Origin of the sequence: Hydrogenophaga borbori, from assembly GCF_003417535.1 — a bacterium.
Taxonomy (GTDB): Bacteria; Pseudomonadota; Gammaproteobacteria; order Burkholderiales; family Burkholderiaceae_C; genus Hydrogenophaga; species Hydrogenophaga borbori.
This window is the reverse complement of record NZ_QVLS01000010.1, coordinates 45,776-65,170: the sequence shown is the minus strand read 5'-3', so window position 1 is coordinate 65,170 and position 19,395 is coordinate 45,776. Positions and strand designations below refer to the sequence as shown.

18 protein-coding genes are annotated in these 19,395 nt (G+C 72.6%); 5 read left to right on the top strand and 13 right to left on the bottom strand.

Annotated elements, in window-relative coordinates; genetic code table 11:
• Positions 1-17 precede the first annotated feature (17 nt).
• Positions 18-2,138: a thiamine pyrophosphate-dependent enzyme gene (locus tag DY262_RS15440; RefSeq protein ID WP_116960005.1), complete on the bottom strand. Its 2,121-nt coding sequence runs from the start codon at positions 2,136-2,138 to the stop codon at positions 18-20.
• A 110-nt stretch (positions 2,139-2,248) separates the two neighbouring features.
• Between DY262_RS15440 and DY262_RS15435 the strand changes: the two genes are divergently transcribed.
• Complete coding sequence (locus tag DY262_RS15435) at positions 2,249-3,157, top strand: LysR family transcriptional regulator (protein WP_181936525.1); 909 nt, start codon at positions 2,249-2,251, stop codon at positions 3,155-3,157.
• Between the two features lie 595 nt (positions 3,158-3,752).
• Here the strand turns inward: DY262_RS15435 and DY262_RS15430 are convergent.
• Genes DY262_RS15430 through iaaH form a run of 5 tightly spaced genes read right to left on the bottom strand, consistent with a single transcriptional unit; the run spans position 3,753 to position 9,712 of the window.
• Positions 3,753-4,457: an ABC transporter ATP-binding protein gene (locus DY262_RS15430; protein ID WP_181936524.1), complete on the bottom strand. Its 705-nt coding sequence runs from the start codon at positions 4,455-4,457 to the stop codon at positions 3,753-3,755.
• Positions 4,454-6,214, bottom strand: coding sequence for a branched-chain amino acid ABC transporter ATP-binding protein/permease (locus DY262_RS15425; RefSeq protein WP_116960003.1), 1,761 nt, complete (start codon positions 6,212-6,214; stop codon positions 4,454-4,456). Before DY262_RS15425 ends, DY262_RS15430 begins: the two co-directional genes overlap by 4 nt.
• 16 nt (positions 6,215-6,230) lie before the next feature.
• Positions 6,231-7,085 (bottom strand): branched-chain amino acid ABC transporter permease, encoded by an 855-nt coding sequence (locus tag DY262_RS15420; protein WP_116960002.1) that lies wholly within the window; start codon positions 7,083-7,085, stop codon positions 6,231-6,233.
• A 6-nt stretch (positions 7,086-7,091) separates the two neighbouring features.
• Positions 7,092-8,246, bottom strand: a complete 1,155-nt coding sequence (locus DY262_RS15415; protein WP_116960001.1) for a substrate-binding domain-containing protein — start codon at positions 8,244-8,246, stop codon at positions 7,092-7,094.
• A gap of 56 nt (positions 8,247-8,302) precedes the next feature.
• Positions 8,303-9,712, bottom strand: a complete 1,410-nt coding sequence (gene iaaH, locus DY262_RS15410; RefSeq protein WP_116960000.1) for an indoleacetamide hydrolase — start codon at positions 9,710-9,712, stop codon at positions 8,303-8,305.
• Positions 9,713-9,880: 168 nt separating this feature from the next.
• Here iaaH and DY262_RS15405 point away from each other — a divergent pair, with 168 nt between their 5' ends.
• Positions 9,881-10,684, top strand: a complete 804-nt coding sequence (locus tag DY262_RS15405) for a helix-turn-helix transcriptional regulator (protein WP_116959999.1) — start codon at positions 9,881-9,883, stop codon at positions 10,682-10,684.
• 33 nt (positions 10,685-10,717) lie between these two features.
• Here the strand turns inward: DY262_RS15405 and DY262_RS15400 are convergent, their stop codons facing one another.
• Positions 10,718-11,908 carry an alpha-hydroxy acid oxidase gene (locus DY262_RS15400; RefSeq protein ID WP_116959998.1) on the bottom strand — a complete coding sequence of 397 codons (1,191 nt, stop codon included), beginning with the start codon at positions 11,906-11,908 and terminating at the stop codon, positions 10,718-10,720.
• Positions 11,909-12,030: 122 nt separating this feature from the next.
• On the opposite strand from DY262_RS15400, the gene DY262_RS15395 reads away from it, so the two are divergent.
• Positions 12,031-12,531: a CreA family protein gene (locus DY262_RS15395; RefSeq protein ID WP_245981032.1), complete on the top strand. Its 501-nt coding sequence runs from the start codon at positions 12,031-12,033 to the stop codon at positions 12,529-12,531.
• A gap of 18 nt (positions 12,532-12,549) precedes the next feature.
• On the opposite strand, the gene DY262_RS15390 is transcribed toward DY262_RS15395, so the two are convergent.
• Together DY262_RS15390 and DY262_RS15385 are read right to left on the bottom strand one after the other, a co-directional pair.
• The gene (locus tag DY262_RS15390) at positions 12,550-13,050 is read right to left on the bottom strand and encodes a TspO/MBR family protein (RefSeq protein ID WP_116959997.1); all 501 of its coding nucleotides are present in this window, start codon (positions 13,048-13,050) and stop codon (positions 12,550-12,552) included.
• Positions 13,051-13,087: 37 nt separating this feature from the next.
• Entirely contained in the window at positions 13,088-13,399 is a 312-nt protein-coding gene (locus DY262_RS15385; RefSeq protein WP_116959996.1) for a cupin, read from the bottom strand.
• Positions 13,400-13,526: 127 nt separating this feature from the next.
• On the opposite strand from DY262_RS15385, the gene DY262_RS15380 reads away from it, so the two are divergent.
• Positions 13,527-14,564, top strand: coding sequence for an AraC family transcriptional regulator (locus DY262_RS15380; RefSeq protein WP_116959995.1), 1,038 nt, complete (start codon positions 13,527-13,529; stop codon positions 14,562-14,564).
• Positions 14,565-14,579: 15 nt separating this feature from the next.
• On the opposite strand, the gene DY262_RS15375 is transcribed toward DY262_RS15380, so the two are convergent.
• Positions 14,580-15,461, bottom strand: a complete 882-nt coding sequence (locus tag DY262_RS15375; RefSeq protein ID WP_116959994.1) for an alpha/beta fold hydrolase — start codon at positions 15,459-15,461, stop codon at positions 14,580-14,582.
• Between the two features lie 173 nt (positions 15,462-15,634).
• Here DY262_RS15375 and DY262_RS15370 point away from each other — a divergent pair, with 173 nt between their 5' ends.
• Positions 15,635-15,895, top strand: a complete 261-nt coding sequence (locus DY262_RS15370) for a DUF2789 domain-containing protein (RefSeq protein ID WP_116959993.1) — start codon at positions 15,635-15,637, stop codon at positions 15,893-15,895.
• A gap of 10 nt (positions 15,896-15,905) precedes the next feature.
• Here the strand turns inward: DY262_RS15370 and DY262_RS15365 are convergent, their stop codons facing one another.
• The 3 genes from DY262_RS15365 to DY262_RS15355 all read right to left on the bottom strand — a co-directional run bounded on the left by DY262_RS15365 (position 15,906) and on the right by DY262_RS15355 (position 19,387).
• The gene (locus tag DY262_RS15365; RefSeq protein ID WP_116959992.1) at positions 15,906-16,418 is read right to left on the bottom strand and encodes an OsmC family protein; all 513 of its coding nucleotides are present in this window, start codon (positions 16,416-16,418) and stop codon (positions 15,906-15,908) included.
• A gap of 120 nt (positions 16,419-16,538) precedes the next feature.
• Positions 16,539-18,152, bottom strand: coding sequence for a DHA2 family efflux MFS transporter permease subunit (locus DY262_RS15360; protein ID WP_245981030.1), 1,614 nt, complete (start codon positions 18,150-18,152; stop codon positions 16,539-16,541).
• A gap of 2 nt (positions 18,153-18,154) precedes the next feature.
• Entirely contained in the window at positions 18,155-19,387 is a 1,233-nt protein-coding gene (locus tag DY262_RS15355; RefSeq protein ID WP_116959991.1) for an HlyD/EmrA/EmrK family protein, read from the bottom strand.
• Positions 19,388-19,395: the final 8 nt, after the last annotated feature.

The window sequence follows — 19,395 nt, the reverse complement described above, 5'->3', positions numbered from 1 at the left end:
GAGCGGCCCGGCGGCGCTCATGCCGCCAGCCTTTCGATGAGGGCGCCGCGCACGCGGGCCATGAAGCGTTCGAACGCCGTGGGGTTCTGCACCACCTCGGCCTTGTAGAAAGACGGGCAGAGCACGGCGGCGTGCGCGTTTTCGCCGCACAGGCCGCAGCCCACGCAGGCGCTGTTGACGCTGGCCACCGGGTCGGTGCGCAGCGGGCTGGGGTTGGGCTTGATGGTGAGCGAGGGGCAGCCCGAGAGCCGGATGCAGGAGTGGTCGCCGGTGCAGGTGTCTTCGTCGATGCCGAAGCGCGTGCGCACCACGCGCTCGCCGCGCTTGAGCTGTTCGGCCTGCTTCGGCTTGAGGCGGCGCTGGCGCTCCAGCTGGCATTCGCCGTCGGCGATGATGACCTTGAGCCCGCCCTCGGGCGTGGACATGGCCTCTTCCAGCGTGTCGCGCATCTCTTCCACGTGGTAGCTGCCCACCTTGCGGATCCACTTCACGCCCACGCCATGCAGGGCTTTCTCGATGTCCAGCGTGAGCGGCTTGGACAGCGGCTGCGAGGGCGAGGACGGGATCACCTGCGTGCCCGTGGCCGAGGTGTAGCCGTTCTGCAGGATGACCAGCACCGAGTCCTGGCCGTTGTAGACCGCGTTGACCACGCCGCTGGTGAAGCCGTTGTGCCAGAAGCCCCCGTCGCCCATGATGCTGAGGGTGCGATTGGGCAGCAGCGGGCCCACGCCCGATGAGCTGGCCAGGCCCAGGCCGTAGCCCAGCACGGTGCTGCCCACGTTGAAGGGCGGCAGGGTGCCGAAGGTGTGGCAGCCGATGTCCGCGTTCACGTGCACCTGGCCCAGCTTCTCCTGCATCTGCTTGATGGCCGAGAACACCGGCCGCTCGGGGCAGCCGATGCAAAAGCCCGGCGGGCGCGTGGGCACGGGCGCGCCGATGGCCTGGCTGGCCTGGGCCTTGTGCTCGCGCAGGGCCTTGGCCATCGCGGCGATGGGCGCGGCGACGAGGCCGGCGGGCGCGGCCTGTTCGACGAAGCGCGCCAGGGCCTCGACCATCACGTCGCCGGTGTACTCGCCGGCCATGGGGAAGATGTCCTTGCCGTGCAGGCGCGTGTCGACGCCGGCCTTGCGCAGCACGGCGTGCAGCGCGTCCTCGATGTAGTTGGGCTGGCCCTCTTCGACCAGCAGCACGGCCTTCTTGTCGCGGCAGAAGTCCAGCACCTCGTCGGGCACCAGCGGGTAGACCACGTTGAGCGCGTAGATCGGCAGGCGCGAGGCGCCGAAGGCGTCGGCCAGGCCCAGGCTCTGCAGGCCGCGGATCACGCCGTTGTACAGGCCGCCCGGCACGATCAGGCCGACGTCGGACAGGTCGCCGTCGAAGCGCTCGTTCAGGCCGGCCTCCTGGATGTAGCGCAGGGCGGCGGGCCAGCGCTGCTCCACCTTCTGGCGCTCGTGCTGGTAGATGGAGGGCGGCAGGTTGATGCGGCCGTAGTCGTAGGCGGGCTGTTCGATGGGCTGGCGCATGGACACCGCCGGCGAGCGGTTGTCCTTGCAGGCGAAGCTGCCGTGCACGTGGCAGGCGCGGATGCGCAACTGCAGCAGCACCGGTGTGCTGCTGGCCTCCGACAGCTCGAAGCCGCGCTCCACCGCGTCCACGATGGAGCCCAGGTTGGGGCGCGGGTCCAGCAGCCACATCTGCGACTTCATGGCGAAGGCGTGGGTGCGCTCCTGGATGATGCTGGAGCCTTCGCCGTAGTCCTCGCCCAGGATCACCAGGGCGCCACCGGTGACGCCGGCCGAGGCCAGGTTGGACAGCGCGTCCGAGGCCACGTTGGTGCCCACCGTGCTTTTCCAGGTGACGGCGCCGCGCACCGGGTAGTGGATGGACGCGCCCAGCATGGCGGCGGCGCCGGCCTCGGAGGCGCTGGCCTCGAAGTACACGCCCAGCTCGTCGAGCAGGCCGCGCGCGTCGCCCAGCACGTCGATCAGGTGCGACACGGGCGCGCCCTGGTAGCCGCCGATGTAGCTGACGCCGGACTGCAGCAGGGCCTTGGTGACGGCGAGAATGCCCTCGCCGTGAAAAGTCTCGCCGGCGCCCAGCCGCAGGGACCGGACTTCGGCAGCGAACGATCGCTCCATTCTTGAATGCCTCCAGGGGTGGCGCGCGGGCGCCGGACAATCCCGGGATGCTAGGGAGCGGCCACCGGAAGACCTATCCATGGCATCCTTGTTACATATCGACGGACAAGATGGACCACCACCCCACGCGCTTCGACCTGAACCTGATCCGGGCCCTCGTTGCCATCTACGAGACCCGCAGCGTGACCCAGGCCGCCGAACGCCTGGGCCTCACGCAGCCCACCATCAGCCATTCGCTGGCGCGGCTGCGCGAGGTCTATGGCGACCGGCTGTTCTCGCGCGGCAGCGCCGGCCTGGTGCCCACGGCGGTGGCCGAGCGGCTGTACGAGCAGCTCAGTGTGGCCCTGCACGCCATCGAGGGCACGCTGGACGCGAACGCGGCCTTCGACCCGTTCAGCTCCACGCGGCGGTTTCGCATCGCGCTGTCGGACATCGGCTCGCTATTCTTCACGCCGCCGCTGCTGCGGCGCTTCCAGACCATCGCGCCGCGCATCCAGGTGGAATTCGTGCAGCTGTCCGGCGGCCTGCAGGACGACCTGGCGCGCGGCACCCTGGACCTGGCCATTGGCAACCTGCCCAGCCTGCACACGCACACGCGCAATCAGCTGCTGTTCCATGAGCGCTACGTCTGCCTGATGGCGGACAACTACCCCGGCGTGGGCGAGTCCATCGACCTGGAGACCTTCAGCCGCGCGCGCCATGTGATGGTGAGCTCGCCGGCCTCGGGCCATGCGCTGGTCGACGGCGCGCTGGCCGAGCGCGGCGTGCAGCGCAATGTGGTGGCATTGGTACCGCAGTTTTCGGTGCTGCCCAGCCTGCTGGAAGACAGCGACCTGGTGGTGGTGCTGCCCTCGCGCGTGGCCCAGCTCTACGCGCGCGAGCGCCGGCTGCGCACCGTGGAGCTGCCGGTGCCGATCGCGGGCTTCGAGGTGCGGCTGCACTGGCACGCCCGCCAGGACGCCGCGCCGGCCCACCGCTGGCTGCGCGAGGAGGTGATGCGGGATCTGAGCGGGCTTTGAGGGACTGTTTGCATTGGGCCGGCCATGGTGGTTGGCGTGTCAGGGGCGGGCCCAGGGCCGTGGCGGCTTCAATGCGGCGCCCCTCGCTGCGCGCCCTCCAGGCGCTCCGCTCAGACAGCCGCCGCGAGTCAGTTCACCAAGCGCGCTGCGCGCGCCGCCGCAGTCCCTGCGCTTCTCGGCACCGCATAGGCGCCGCCAAGGCCCTGGGCCCACCCCTGACGGGTGGTACCTGGGTTCGCCTGCAAGGGAAGCGCATGTCCGCTTTCCTCTTCCTTCCTCCTTCTTCCCCTTTCGTTTGCCAGTCACGTCGCTGGCCGAGGGCCCGGGGTGCGCTGCGGCGGGCGCCTATGCGCAGGCGAGGAGCGCAGGGTGAGTGGCCCGCGCGCGCAGCGCGCTTCGTGAACTGACTGGCGGCGGCTGTTTGAGCGGAGTGGGCAAAGCCCACGCAGCGAGTTCCGCCGCGGGGCCGCTCACCCGAGCACCGCAGCGAACCCCTCGCGCAGCGAGGGGCTGTGCATTGAAGCCCGCCGCAGCGCACCCCGGGCCCTCGGCTCGCCCATCCGCTGCATCTGAAGCAAAAAAACCCGAGAGAGCCTCAGACAGTCAAGTGCGCCTCCAGCCGCTCGCGCCCCAGCTCCGCCATCGCCCCTTCGAGCACGCATTCCCCGCGGTCCAGCACCAGCACCTCGTTGGCCACGGCCTCCAGGAAGGACAGGTTCTGCTCCACGATGAGAAAGCCCGCGCCCTGGCGGCGGCGCTCGGCCACGCAGGCCGCCATGCGCTGAATGTTCTCGGGCTGCACGCCCTCGGTGGGCTCGTCCAGCACGCTCAGCGCCGCCGCCGCGCCCAGGGTGCGCACGAAGGACAGCAGCTTGCGCTCGCCCCCGCTGAGCGAGCCGGCGCGCTGGGCCCGGCGCTCCCGCAGGCGGGGAAAGGCGTCGAGATAGGCCTCGTAGGCCTCCAGGCCACGCGTGCGCCGGTGCAGCCAGAGGTTCTCCTCCACGCTCAGGTCGCCGAACACCACGTTCTCCTGCGGCGCCAGCGCGATGCCCAGGCCCCAGCGGGCGTGCGCCGGCACCCGCGCCAGGTCGCGGCCCTGCCAGTGGATCCGGCCTTCGCGCAGCGGCAGCTGGCCCGCCAGCGCGCGCACCAGCGTGGTCTTGCCCACGCCGTTGCGGCCCAGCACGCCCAGCACCTGGCCCGGCCGCACGCGGCCGCTCAGGCCGCGCACCACCATGGTGTCGCCATAACCGCAGACCACGCCCTCGAAGCGCAGCCCCTCGCCCGCCGTCGCGCTCATTTGTGCCCTCCCGCGTACACCGCGCGAACCTGGGGATCGGCCTGCACCTCGCGCAGGCTGCCGCGCGCCAGCAGCCGCCCCTGGTGCAGCACAAAAACCTCGTCGGCCAGGGCCGCGACGGCGTCGATGTCGTGCTCGATCAGCAGCGCGGCCGCGCCCAGGCGCCGCACCGCCGCCTGGATGGCGTCCGCCATGTGCCGGGTCTCGGCGCTCGACAGGCCCGCGCAGGGCTCGTCCAGCAGCACCAGGCCGGGCTCGGGCAGCACGGTCATGAGGAACTCCAGCGCCTGCCGGTGGCCCTGCGACAGCGCGCCGGCCGGCACCCCCCACTGATCGAGCAGGGCGGGGAAGCGCGCCAGCAGCTCGTCCTGCAACGGGGTGGTCCATTGGTGCGGCGCCAGGCTCAGCGTGTCGCGCGCCGACAGCCGCCCGGCCCAGACCGCGATCAGCAGGTTGTCGCGCACGCTCAGCTCGCGGAACACGGTCGGCACCTGCATCTTGCGGCCCACGCCCTGCGCGGCCACGCGCCAGGTGGGCCAGCCGGTGACGTCTTCGCCGCCCAGCCGCAGGCGCCCGCCGCGCACCGGCAGGCGCCCGGTGAGCGCGTTGAAGCTGGAGGTCTTGCCCGCGCCGTTGGGGCCGATCACCGCGCGGATGCCCGGGCCTTGCAGGTCCAGCGAGAGGCCGTCGAGGATGCGCACGCCGTTCTGCGCCACCGACAGGTCCTCGAAGGCGAGCGACAGCCCCGGCGTGGGCGCGCGCCGCGCCGGCGCGGGCGTGCGCGGGCCCTCGGCCGGGGCGGCGGTGGCCCGGCGCGCGCGCCGCGCCGCCACCAGGCCGGCCAGGCCCTCGGGCAGGTAGCGCACCACGAGGATGAAGACCAGGGCCACCAGCACCTCCCAGAAGGCGATGCGGTCGCGCAGCTCGGACGAGGCGTAGCCCACCACCACCGCGCCCAGCAGCGCGCCCAGCGGGCTGAGCTTGCCGCCCACCGCGGCCCAGATGACGAACTCGGTGGCCAGCACGAAGCCCATGGCCACCGGCGTGACGATGCCCTGGTGCGCGGCGAACAGCCCGCCGGCCAGCGCCGCCAGAGCGGCCGCGAGCGCGAAGGCGGCGGCCTTCATGCGGTCGGTGGCGTAGCCGAACAGCTGCAGGCGCTCCTCGTCCTGCGCGATCGCGTGCCACAGCACGCCGATGGGCCGGCGCAGCAGCGCGCCCAGCAGCGCCGTGCTGGCCAGGGCCGCGGCCGCCACCACCCAGTAGAGCGTGCTGAATCGCTCGGTGCCGGGCAGGTCGGGCACGCCGGACAGGCCGTTGAAGCCGCCGGTGACCGAGGACCACTGCTGCGCCACCAGGAAGCCCAGCATCGATGCGGCCAGGGTGATGAGCGAGAAGTACGGCCCGCTGCGCTGGCTGCGCGCAAACACCAGCCGCGCCAGCACATAGGCCAGCAGCGCGGGCAGCAGCACCGCCAGCGGCAGGGCCAGGGTCCAGGCGGCCTGCGCCTCGGCGGCCTTGAGCGCGCCGCCCGCCAGGTAGGCGCCCAGGCCGAAGAACAGCGACTGCCCCAGCGGCAGGAAGCCCAGGCGCCCCCAGCACAGGGCCACGCCCTGGGTGGCGATGCCGTAGATCAGGAACAGCGCGACCTGGTAGGCCAGGAAGCCGTCGCCCAGCACCGGCACGGCGATCAGGCCCAGCGCGAGCAGGGCCAGGGGCAGCAGCGGGCGCGGGCCCGGGCGTGTCGTCGACGGCATGGCGGTGGGGGCGGCCTCAGCGGCGCGAGAAGAGTCCATTCGGTCGCAGCCACAGGAAGAGCATGGACAGCACCAGCACCACCGCGTAGCCGCTGGTCTGGCCCGAGACGCTGCTTACCACCGACTGCGTGCCGCCGATGACGCCCACGCCGCCGACCAGGCCGCCCAGCGAACCCAGGCCGCCCACCACGAGCACGAAGAAGGCGTCGAGCAGGTAGTCCACGCCGATGCCGGGCTCGATGCGGATCAGCGGCGCCAGCAGCACGCCCGAAAGCCCGGCCATGACCACGCCGGCCACGAAGGCCTGCGAGGCCAGGCGGCGCGTGTCGATGCCCAGGGCCTGGGCCAGCAGCGGGTTGCCCACCATGGCCCGCACGCGCAGCCCCACGGCGCTGCGCCGGTACCAGACAAACAGGAACAGGATCACCCCCACGCTGAAGGCGATCAGCCCCAGCCGGTAGGCCGGGTACTGCAGGCCGGCCAGGTTCATGGGCATGGCCAGCTCGCTTTCGACGTTGCGGTAGCCCTTGCCGAACACCGCCTCCACGCTCTTGCGCATGAGCATGGCCAGCGCCCAGGTGGCCAGCAGGGTGTCGAAGGGGCGCTGGTACAGCGGGCGGATCAGCCAGCGCTCGACCCCATAGCCCAGCGCCGCGCAGACCGCCATGGCCAGCGGCGCGGCCGCCAGCAGCGGCCAGCCCCAGGACTGCACCGCGACCACGGCGTAGGCGCCGAGCATCACGAACTCGCCGTGCGCCATGTTCATCACCCCGAGCAGGCCGAACACCACGGCCAGGCCCAGCGTGGTCAGCGCCAGCGTGGCCAGTTCGTAGGCGATGTTGAGCAGGTGCAGCAGCAGGCCCGGGTCCATGCGCGGTCAGACCTTGCAGGTTTGGCCCGCGCCGATGCGCGGGAAGGTCTTGACGACGCGAAACCCCTTGTCGGTGACATCGGCGACGAACACGTCCTGCTCCACATGGCGCGCGCGCATTGTGACGGTGCCGCGCGGGCCCTGGTAGCTCGCGCCCTCGCTGGCGGCGTCCATCTTGGCCACGTCCAGCGACTTGGCCTTGGTGGCGATGGCCTGCAGCATCAGGAAGCCTTCGTAGACCGATTCGGTGAGCGTGCTCAGTCCCGGGGCCTGGGCGCTGAAGCGCTGGTTGAAGCGGTCCAGGAAGGCCTTGGCCGCGGGCGCGGTGGAGCTGGCGAAGTAGCCGGTGCTGGCGTACAGGTTGCGCGCGTTGGCGGCGCCGATGCCGGCCAGCGTGTTCTCCTCGATCAGCGTGCCCAGTCGCAGGGCGCGATCGCTCATGCCCAGCCCGGCGAAGGCCTTGTTGAAGCTGACCGAGGCGCCGCCCACCAGCGAGACCAGCACCGCGTCGGCGCCGCTGTCGCGGATGCGCGCCAGGCTGGAGTCGAAGTTGTCGACGGTGAACGGCAGGTACTCGTCGCCCACCACCTCGGCGCCGGTCTTCTGGATGTAGCCCTTGGCGGCGGCGTTGGTGTTGCGGCCCCAGACGTAGTCGTTGCCGATCAGGTACCACTTCTTGGGCTTGCGCTCGGCGGCGATCCAGGGGATGACCGGCTCCAGCTGCTGCGAGGGCGTCTCGCCGTTCATGTAGGTGCCCTTGGCGCACTCGCCGCCTTCGTAGACCGGCGTGTAGAAGTAGGGTACCTGGCCCTTGAAGAGGTTGACCAGCGCGCCGCGCACCGCGCTGTCGTGCATGCCGATGACGGCGCCCGCGCCCGCGCCGCGCCACAGCTTGAGTGCCGACTGCGCGGCCTCGGCCGGCGCGGCGCCGGCGTCGCCGAAGGCCAGCTTGAGCGGTCGGCCCAGCACGCCGCCCTGGGCGTTGATGACCTCGGCGGCGAGCTCGGCGCAGGCCTTGGCGGTGGGGCCGAAGAGGCCGGCGGGGCCGCTCTGCGGGATCATGACGGCCACCGTCAGGGGGCTGGCGGCCATGGCCGCGCGGCCCAGGCCCAGGGTGGCGGCCAGGCCGGCGGTGGCTTGCAGGAGGGCGCGACGGTCCATGGGGAACTCCTCGGAAGAATGGGATGGGACGGTGGGGTGGGGAAGCGCCCGGGCGTTCAGGGCGCCGGGGACGCGATGGGGCGCGCTGGCGGGAACAGGTCCTCGACCGACGCCGCGATCGCCAGCAGCGCGCGGTCCGCGCCGATGGGCGCGTCCAGCGCCAGGCCGATGGGCAGGCGGCCGTCGAAGCCGATCGGCAGCGTCACGCCGGGCAGGCTGGCGTTGCTGCCGGGGTCGGTGTTGCGGATGAAGGTCGGGAAGGTCGGCAGGCGCTGGCCGTTGAGTTCGACGGTCTCGTCCTCGCCGATGGGGGCGGCGGTGCGCGGCGTGGTGGGGAACACCAGGGCCTGCACGCGCGCGGCGCGCCAGGCCTCGGCGTAGAGGGACTGCAGGCGCCGGCGCGAGGCCAGCGCCTGTTCGTACAGCGCGGGTGGGATGGCGCCGCCGGCCAGCAGCGGCTGGCAGGCCGCCGCCACGTCGGGGCTGGCGATGGCGGCCACCAGCGCCTCCAGGCCCACGCCGCGCTGCGTGGTCTCCAGGTAGGCGCGCATGTCGCGCACGAATTCGTACAGGGCGATGGGGAAGCCGGCCGCGTCATTGGCTTCGCCGAGGCCGGGCAGGGCCACGTCGACCAGCTCCACGCCGACCTCGGCCAGGGCCTGCAGGGCCTGCTCGGCGCAGGCCCGCACGGCGGGCTGCAGGTCGTCCCAGAAGCGCTCGCGCGGCACGCCCAGGCGCAGGCCGCGCAGTGGCGTGGGCACCAGCCCGGGGTCGGTGCCGGTGAGCACCGCGTCCAGCGTGGCGCAGTCGCGGATGTTCAGCGCCAGCGGCCCGGCGGTGTCGCGCGTGCTGGAGATCGGTGCCAGGCCCTGGCCGGGCACGCGGCCCACCGTGGGCCGCAGGCCGGCCACGCCGCACAGCGCGGCCGGCACCCGCACCGAGCCGCCGGTGTCGGTGCCGATGGCCGCCGGCACCACGCCCGCCGCCACCGCCGCGCCGCTGCCGCCGCTGCTGCCGCCGGGGATGCGGGACGGGTCGCGCGGGTTGTGCACCGCCTGCGTGACGGCGTTGTTGTTGGTGATGCCGAAGGCCAGCTCGTGCATGCCGACCTTGCCGGCGATGAGCGCGCCGGCGCCGCGCAGGCGCGCCACCAGCGCGGCGTCCTGGCGCGGGTGCTGGCCGTGCAGCGCGCGCGTGCCGGCGCCGCAGGCGAAGCCCAGGGCGTCGATGTTGTCCTTCAGCGCCACGGGGATGCCGAGCAGCGGCAGGCGCTCGCCCGCGCGCAGCCGCCGGTCCGCCGCGTCGGCCTGCGCCAGCAGCGCGGCCTCGTCGAAGTCCACGTAGATGTTCAGGGCGCGCGTGGCCTGTGTGCGCGCGATGCAGGCCTGCGCCAGCTCGCGGCTCGACAGTTCGCGGGCGTCGAGCGCGCGCCGCAGCGCGTCCAGGGATTGACCGATGGGTTCCATGCCTACTCTCCAACGATGGCCCGAGGCTACGTGGCACCGCCGCGGGCCGCACCTAACAGGATTGCTAGGCCGGCGGGTCGGTGGGCGGGCCGACCCTCGGGTCAACCACGATGACGCCGGCCCGGGGCGCCGCTAGGCTTGCGCATGCTTCTTGCATGAGCGCGCGCCATGTTCCTGTCCTCGTCCCAGACCAAAGCCCTGTCCCAGGTGATGTGCCTCGCGGCCGAAGCCACGGACGCCGACCTGCTGCGCGAGCAGCTGGCGCTGCCCATGCTGTCGCTGCTGAACGCCGACACCTACGTCTCCATGGCCTGGAACACCGGCATGCGCCGCTTCGAGCGCGCCAAGGCCTTGAACATGTCGCTGGAGCACCTGCGCTCCTGGGACGACTACTACCGCTTCATCGACCCGCTGACCCAGCCCATGATGCAGCGGCGCCGCCCCACGGTGGCCACGCAGGTGATGCCGCAGTCCGAGCTCTCGCGCACGGAGTTCTTCAACGACTTCCTGCAGCGCGACCGCATGCACTGGGGCGTGAATGTCTACTTCCACGCGGGCGACACCTGCGTGGGCGATTTCCGCATCTGGCGCCACAAGGACCGCGGCAACTTCACCAGCCACGAGATCGAGGCGCTGCGGCTGGTGGAGCCGGCGGTGACGGCCGCGCTGGCGCGCACGCGCGTCGAGGCACCCGAGGAGCCGGCGCCGCGCCTGGCCGACCAGATCGACCGCCTGATGCGCCAGCCCGCGCAGCTGAGCCGGCGCGAGGCCGAGGTGGCCTGGCTGGTGAGCAGCGGCTGCCCCGACAAGGAGATCGCGCGCCAGCTCAAGGTGCAGTTCCCCACGGTGCGTTACCACCTGGGCAACGCCTTTCGCAAGCTGCAGGCCGACAACCGCGCCTGCCTGGCCGCGCGGGTGCAGTGCCTGCTGGACGGCGACCCGCTCGCGCACGCGGGCTGGGAGCCGCGCTGAGCGCGGGTTTCCTTTTGTTGGCCAACCCAGGTATCACATGCCGGGGGCGGGTCCAGGGCAGAGGGCCTGGAAGGGGGACGGATTCCAGGGGAGGCTGAGGTTGGCGGGGCCCAGGTCCCGCAGCGAGGCGGCGCCCATCAGGGTCAGCGTGCGTTCGATCTCGGTGCCGATCAGGTCCAGTGAGCGCGCCGCGCCGGCCTCGCCGTCGGCGGCCAGGCCCCACACGGCGGGGCGGCCCACGAACACGCCGCGCGCGCCCAGCGACAAGGCCTTCACCGCGTCGCTGCCGCGACGGAACCCGCTGTCCACGAACACCGGCAGACGGCCGTCGACGGCCTGCACGATGCCCGGCAGCACCGAGATGGTGGAGGGCGCCGCGTCCAGCTGGCGCCCGCCGTGGTTGGAGACGATGAGGCCGTCCACGCCCTCGCGCGCGGCGCGCGCCGCGTCGTCCCGGTGCAGCACGCCCTTGATCAGCAGCGGCCCCTGCCAGAGGCGGCGCAGCCAGGCCAGGCTGTCCCACACCAGGCTGCGGTCCATGGCGCGCGCCAGCAGGGCCGCCTGCACCTGGGCCGACGCGGCGCCGCCGGTGCTTTCCGACAGGTTGACGAAGCCCGGCGCGCCGTGGCGCGCCATGCCCAGGGACCAGCGCGGGTGGCTGGCCAGGTCCCACAGCGTGCGCGGGCCGGGGCGAAAGGGCAGCTTGAAGCCGTTGCGCACGTCGCGCTCGCGCATCCCGCTCACGGGCACGTCGACGGTGAGCACCAAGGCCTCGAAGCCGGCGGCGGCGGCGCGGCGCACGATCTGTTCGGCGATGGCGCGGTCGGACATCACGTACAGCTGCATCCACTGCGCGGCCTCGGGCGCGGCGGCGCGCACCGCCTCCAGGCGCGCGTTGGAGGCGGTGGACAGCACGAAGGGCAGGCCCTGCGAGGCCGCGGCGCGCGCCAGCAGCACGTCGCCATTCGGCCGCACCAGGCCGTTGAAGCCCACCGGCGCCACGCCCAGCGGGCGCTTCCAGGTGCGCCCGAAGACCTCCACCGAGGTGTCGACGGCGCGGGTGTCGCGCAGGCAGTGGGGCACCAGGCGCAGCGCGGCCAGGTCGCGGGCGTTGTGGTCCAGGCAGCGCTCGTCCTCGGCGCCGCCGTCCACGTAATCGGCAACGAAGCGCGGCAGGTAGCGCCGCGCGCGCTCGCGGACATCGTCCATGCGCAACCAGCTCATTCTTGTTCTCCTCGAATCCCGGGCCCAGTCGGCCGGCGGCGCGATGGTACGGAGCCGCCGCGCGCCGCCGTATCGATGGCTCAGCTGTTGCACATCGACGCGGGCCATGGGCACGGCGCACAATGCGGCGCACCCCCACCCTGCGAAAGCCCCGCGTGCGACGCCTTGTTCTGCTGCTCCTTCTCGCGCCACTCGCCACCGCCGCCGCGGCCGACGAGATCGGCTCCGTCGACACCGTGTTCAAGTTCATCGGCCCCGACCACAAAATCGTGGTCGAGGCGCACGACGACCCCGGCGTCCAGGGCGTGACCTGCTACATCTCGCGCGCCCGCACGGGCGGCATCAGCGGCGCCCTGGGCCTGGCCGAGGACAAGTCCGAGGCCTCCATCGCCTGCCGACAGGTCGGGCCGATCGCCATTCCCAAGCCGATCAAGGCGCAGGAAGAAATCTTCAGCGAGCGAACCAGCCTGGTCTTCAAGCGCCTGCGCATCGTGCGCATGGTGGACCCGAAGCGGCACTCGCTGGTGTACCTCACCTACTCGGACCGCCTGATCGAGGGCTCGCCCCAGAACTCGGTGGCGGTGGTGGCGGTGGACCGCGGCACGGCGATTCCGCTGCGCTGAGCGCGGTCCCGCGCGCCGCTACAGCAGGCCCGGGTTGCGCTGCCAGACCGAGAAGCTGAGCGCGGCGGCGAAACAGACCCAGGCCAGGTAAGGCGTCAGCAGCACGGCCGCCAGCGGCCGGATGCGCGCGAAGACCGTCATGGTGGCGACGATGAGCGCGACGAGGAGCAGGATCTCGATGAAGGCCCACTGGCCTTGCCGCCAGCCGAAGAAGAGCCAGGTCCACGCCGCGTTGGCGACGAGCTGGGCGAAGAACAGCACGTAGGGCGTCGCGCCCGCGTCAAGGCGGCGCGCGCGCCACACCAGCCAGGCCGACAAGCCCATCAGGACGTAGAGCAGCGTCCAGACCGGACCGAACAGCCAGGGCGGTGGCGCCCAGGCGGGGCGATCCAGGCTGAGGTAGAAGGCCGGCGCGCTGGCCGAGGCGATGGCGCCGACGCCGCCCGCCGCCAGGGTCAGCAGCAGCCAGAAGGCCAGGCTGGGCAGGCGGGAGCCGGTGTCCGGGGCGGTGGTGTTCATGGGGGTTGGGGGCAATCGGCGTGCCGGCTTTGGGGGCTCACACCGAGCCGGCGTGTTCCACCACCAGGATGCGCGCGGCGCCGCGCGGATGCGCCACGTGCTCGCAGCCCACGTCGGCGAAGAACACGTCGCCCGTCTCCAGCACCGCCACGGATTCGGCGCCATCGACGCGGTAGTGCATGTCCACCACGCCATCGAGCACGGCGAAGACCTCCTGCCCGTCGTTGACGTGCCAGCGGTAGGGCTGGTCCGTCCAGTGCAGGCGGGTGGTGATGCCGTTCATGCAGGCGATGTCAAGCGCGCCCCAGGCGCGCTCGGCGCGGAATTCTCTTGCGCGGACGATCTTCATGTGGGGCTGCTCCTTCAGGCGCCAGGGGCGGATTCTGGCGGAGCCTGTCCGCCGGCCACAGACCGGGGCGATTTGTCCGAGCGCCCCGCCGGGGTGATGGGAGAAATTGTTCGACACTGCGGGGTCCATGCCCACGCCACCGCACCCGCCCACCGTTCTGGCCCGCATCGGCGGATTCATCCTGGACGCCGCGCAGGCGCGCGGGGTGGAGCTGCCTGTGCTGCTGGCGCGCACGGGCTTCGATCCGGCCGTGCTGCGCGATGCCGACGCGCGCATCCCGCTCGCGCAGGAGAACGCGCTGTGGGACACGGCGGCCGAACTGGCGGGCGATGCCTGCTTTGGTCTGTGGGCGGCCACGCGCATCCGCCCTGGCGCCTTCGACGCGCTCGACTACGCCGTGCGCACCGCCCCGGACCTGCTGAGCGCCCTGCAGCGCCTGGCGCGCTACAACCGCCTGGTGCATGACCTGGCGAGCTTTCGCGTGATCGACGAGGGCACGCGCGTGGCGGTGGAGCACGGCTTTGCCGCGCCGGGCCTGGTGCCGGGCTGGCAGGCCGGCGACTTCACCCTGGCCTCGCTGCCGGTCGTGGCCTCGCAGATGCTCGGCCAGCGCGTGGGCGCGCTGGCGGTGGAGGTGGCGCACGCGGCGCCGATCGATGCGCGGCCCTATGTGCAGGCGTTCGGCGTGACGCCCCGGTTCGGCGCACCGGTGTCGACGCTGGTCTTCGACACCGCCCTGCTGCGCCGGCCGCTGCCCGATTCGGACCCGGGCCTCTCGCGCATCGTCACGGCGCACGCCGATCGCCTGCTGGCCGAGCGCGCGCCCGGCGGTATGGACGGCGGCGTGGTGGCGCAGGTGGGCCAACTGATCGGCGAGCGAATCGCCAACGGGCCGCCCAGCCTGGGCGAGATCGCGCGCGCCCTGCACACCAGCGAGCGCGGCCTGCAGCGGCAACTCGAGGCGCAGGGCACGCGGTTTTCCGAACTGGTGGACCGGGTCCGGCATGAGCTGGCCTGGCGTTACCTGGCCGACCATCGCCTGGCCTTGGGCGAGGTGGCCTACCTGCTGGGCTACGCCGAGCCCAGCCCGTTCCACCGGGCATTCAAGCGCTGGACCGGCATGACGCCGGCCGCGGCGCGGCGGGAAGGCCCGCGGCGACGCTGAGGGCCCGCGCATGGCTCAGCGGGCGCGCGCGGCCAGGCGGGCGCGCACGAAGTCCAGCACGCGCGGGGCGACCTGGGCGGCGCATTCCAGGTGCGGGTAGTGCCCCGCGCCCTCGACGAGCATCAGCTCGGCGCCGATGCCCTGGGCAAGCCAGCGCGCCTCGGCCGTGGCGTCGGCGAAGTCGGGGTCGCGCGTGCCCATCACCACCAGGGCGGGCACGCGGCTGCTGGGCAGCATCGCCTCGGTGTCGGCCTTGGACAGGTCCACCATGGCGCGCAGCGCGGCCATGCGGCCGGGTTCGCGCAGGTTGCGGCGCAGGGCCGCCTGGGCTTCGGCATGGTCTGGCGGGCGGCGCAGCGGGAACAGGCTGTTCCAGTAGGCCATCCAGAAGGCCACGCGCCAGGGTCCGGCGAAGCCGATGCGCAGCACGGCCCGCATCAGCGGATTCGGCGGCGCATCGCGCACGATGGGGCCGAGCAGCACCACGCCGTCCACGCGTTGCGGCGCCTGCCGCGCGGCCCACAGCGCGGCACCGGCCGCGAAGGAGTTGCCCAGCACGATCGCCGCATCGACCTGCAGGTGCTCGATGAGCCGCACCACGTCGCGGCCGACGGCGCGGGCCGACAGCTCGGACCAGTCGGCGGAGGATTCGCCGAAGCCGCGCACGTCCAGGGTGAGCACGCGGCAGCCCGCGGCCACCAGGGCGGGGCGCAGCGCGCGGTACTCGCCGCGCAGGTCGCCCATGCCGGGCACGCAGACCACCACGGGGCCCGCGCCACCGGTGTCGTCATAGGCCAGGCGCCCACCTTCGGTGTCGAGAAAGCGGGTGGGCCGCGTGGGGTCGGCGCTCGCCGCCGGGGCGTCCATCGTCGGGGCCAGGGTGCTGCGGGAAAGCATGTCGATCTCGGTGTGTGTCTGGAGGGCCCCAGTGTGAGGCGCGGCGGCCCGCCCGGCGATGACCTCGGGCGCCAGACCCTTGACGCGAGACGACAAGGCGCGGCCTTGGCCTACACGGCCGGGGCCCGGCGGTGCCCGACAATCCCCCCATTCAAGCGCTCAGGAGATTGCCGATGGACGAGACCACCCCCCGGATGACCAACCTGTTCCTGCAGCTGGGGCTCGACGCCGGCGAGCGGGAGATCGCGGGCTTCATCCAGGCCCACCAGCTGGCGGCGGATGTGGCCCTGTGCGACGCGCCGTACTGGAACGAGGCCCAGCGCCAGTTCCTGAGCGAACAGATCAAGGCCGACGCACCCTGGGCCCTGGTGGTGGACCAGCTGAACGAAGCGCTGCACGAAGACGCCGTCCAGCGCCGGGCCGAGCGCGGCTGAGGCGCGCCGCTCAGCCCACCTGGATAGCGGCCTTCACGTTCAGGGCCCGCCGCAGCGCATCGCCCACCGGCGAGTGGGCCTCGGCCCAGTGAACCAGCTCGCGCAGCGTGGCCTCGGGCACGCCCGGCGCGGCGATGCGCACGCTGAGCATCACGTCCAGCGGCCCCGCCGCCACGCCCTCGGCGCCGAGCAGGCCGCGGTTGTCCGAGCGGCTGCCCACGGTCACTTCCAGCTGGTCCAGCTCGATGCCGAGCTGGGCCGCGCGCAGGGCGATCATGGTGGCGTCGCAGTTCGCGAGCGCGGCCCGCAGGTACCAGCCTGGCGTGGGCGCGCTGCCGCCGCCACCGATGGGCGCCGGCATGTCGGTGATGAGCGTTTCACCCTTGGGGCCCACGGCCTTGCAGCGCAGGCCCGACTCGAGCGTGGCCACGGCCGGTTTGTCCTGGGACAGCGCGTCCTGCGGGCGGTCCGCGAAGTGCTTCGCGAGCTGTTCCACGGACTGGCGGATGTGTGCTGCGCTCATGGGTCCACTCCTGGCGGCGCGGCGGCCGGTTGGGGAACGTGCGGGGAGAGCCGGCCCGGATGATGGCAGCAAGCGGCGGGCGGGCCAAGCCCGCTCGCCGGCGCATGGCCTCGCCCGCGCTCAGTGCGCGCCCGCCGCCGCTTCCGCCGCGGCCGCCGAGGGCGCGCCGTCGCGCCGGGGCACGCGCGTCAGCCACACCAGGGGGATCAGCGCCAGGAACAGCATGGACGACAGCCAGAAGATGTCGTTGGCGGCCATGGTGAAGGCCTGTTGCTGCAGCAGCCGGTCGATGGCGGCCAGGGCCTGCGGCTGCGTCATGCCGCCATTGGCCAGGCCGGACAGCGCCGCCTGCGCGGCCGGGCTGCCGTGGTTGATGGCCTCGGCCAGGTGCGCATGGTGCAGGGCGGCGCGGCTTTCCCACACCGTGGTGGCCACCGAGGTGCCCACCGCGCCGAAGGTGATGCGCACGAAGTTCGACAGGCCCGCCGCGGCCGGGATGCGGTCGGGCGTGAGGCCCGAGAGCGTGAGCGTGTTCAGCGGAATGAAGAAGAAGGCCACCGCCACGCCCTGCACGATGGTGGGGATGAGGATGGTGTTGAAGTCCGCCTGCGTGGAGAAGTGCGAGCGCATCAGCATCACCACCGCGAACACGGCGAAGGAGAAGGTCACGTAGCGGCGCGCGTCCACCTTCGCGATGGTGCGGCCCACGAAGGGCGAGAGCACGATGGCCAGCAGGCCCACGGGCGCGGTCACCATGCCGGCGTCGGTGGCGGTGTAGCCCATGAACTGCTGCAGCCACAGCGGCAGCAGCACGACGTTGCCGAAGAACAGCCCGTAGGCCACCGACACGGCCATGGTGCCGGCCCAGAAGTTGCGGCCCTTGAACAGCTTCAGGTCCACCACCGGGTGTTCGTCGGTCAGCTCCCAGGCGATGAAGAAGGCGAAGCCGACGATGGCCGTGAGCGCCAGGCCCACGATCAGCGGCGAGGCGAACCAGTCGTGCTCCTTGCCCAGGTCCAGCACCATCTGCAGGGCGGCGATCCACACGATGAGCAGCGCCAGGCCGATGCGGTCGATGGGCAGCTTGCGCACCACGCTTTCGCGGCGGTGGTAGATGCGCCAGATGAAGAAGGCCGCCAGCAGGCCCACCGGCACGTTGATGTAGAAGATCCAGGGCCAGGCGATGTTGTCGGTGATCCAGCCGCCCATCAGCGGGCCCATCACCGGCGCCACCAGCGTGGTCATGGCCCAGGCGGCCATGGCGCGGCCGGCCTGCGCACGCGGGTAGCTTTGCAGCAGCAGGGCCTGCGACAGCGGGATCATGGGGCCGGCCACGAAACCCTGCAGCACGCGGAACGCGATCAGCGTGGGCATGTTGGGCGCCAGGCCGCACAGCAGCGAGGCCAGAACGAACAGCAGCACGCTGGCCACCATCAGCCGCACCTGCCCCAGGCGTTGCGTGAGCCAGCCGGTGAGTGGCACGGCGATGGCGTTGGCCACCGCGAAGCTGGTGATGACCCAGGTGCCCTGGTTGGGGCTGACGCCCAGGTCGCCGGCGATGGCGGGCAGCGAGACGTTGGCGATGGACGTGTCGAGCACGTTCATGAACGTGGCCGCCGAGATGGCCAGCGTGCCCCACAGGCGCGCGCTGCCCTCGAGCGGCGGGTGCGCGCCCGCGGGCGGCGTGCCCGGCTTCGCGGGGGCCGCGCCGGGCGCGGCGGCGGTGTCGGCCATGGTCAGAGCGCGCGCTGGGCGAGGGTGGAGGCGCCGAGGTTGGCCTGGATGATGCGCCGCACCAGCGCGTCGGCGTCGGCGCCGGTGTGCTCGAAGGCCTGGGTGGTGGCGTGCGCGGCGGTGGGCGCGCTGGCCAGGGTCTTGCCGTCCTGCTGGCGCACGTTCACCGTCGCTTCCATCGACAGGCCCACGCGCAGCGGGTGCTGGTCGAGCTGGCCGGGGTCGAGCGCGATGCGCACCGGCACGCGCTGCACCACCTTGATCCAGTTGCCGGTGGCGTTCTGCGCCGGCAGCAGGGCGAAGGTGGAGCCGGTGCCCACGCCCAGGCCCACCACCTGGCCGGTGTAGCGCACGTCCTTGCCGTAGACGTCGGCGGTGAGCTCGACGGGCTGGCCGAGGCGGATGTGGCGCAGCTGCACCTCCTTGAAGTTCGCGTCCACCCACACCTGCTGCAGCGGCACCACGGCCATCAGCGGCGTGCCGGCGGCCACGCGCTGGCCGAGCTGCACGGTGCGCTTGGCGACGTAGCCGTCCACCGGCGCGGGCAGCGTCAGGCGCTGGGTGGCGAGCCAGGCCTCGCGCACCTTGGCGGCGGCGGTCTGCACCTGCGGGTGCTGCTCGACCGAGGTGCCCTCGGTCATGGCGCGGTTGCTGGCGAGCTGTTCGCGCGCGGCGGCCAGGGCGGCCTCGGCGGCCGACTGCACGCTGCGCGCGGCCGCGAGCTGGGCCTCGGCGTGCTGCAGCTCTTCCTTGGAGACGGCGCCGTTGCCAGCCAGCGACTGGCGGCGGTTCAGGTCGTCGCCGGCGCGCGCCACCTCGTTGCGGGCCTTGGCCACGTCGGCCTGGCGTGCCGCCACCTGGGCGTCGAAGGCGCCGTTGTCGGCGTAGAGCTTGCGCACCTGGCGCACGGTCTGCGCGAGCTGCGCCTCGGCCTGTTCGAGCGCCAGCGTGGCGTCGGCCGGGTCGAGTTTGACCAGGGGCTGGCCGGCTTTCACGAAGTCGGTCTCGTCGGCCAGGATGGCCTGCACGGTGCCGCCGATCTGCGGTGTGATCTGCACCACGTCGCCCTGCACGTAGGCGTTGTCGGTGGTTTCGTAATGGCTGGCGATCAGCCACTCGTAGGCGCCGGCGGCCAGGCCGCCCAGCACCACCACGGCGGCGATGGCGAGCAGGGCTTTCTTGCGGCGCGGGTTGCCGGCGGGGGCGTTCGGGGCCGTTGCGGTGTTCGTGCTCATGGTGAAAG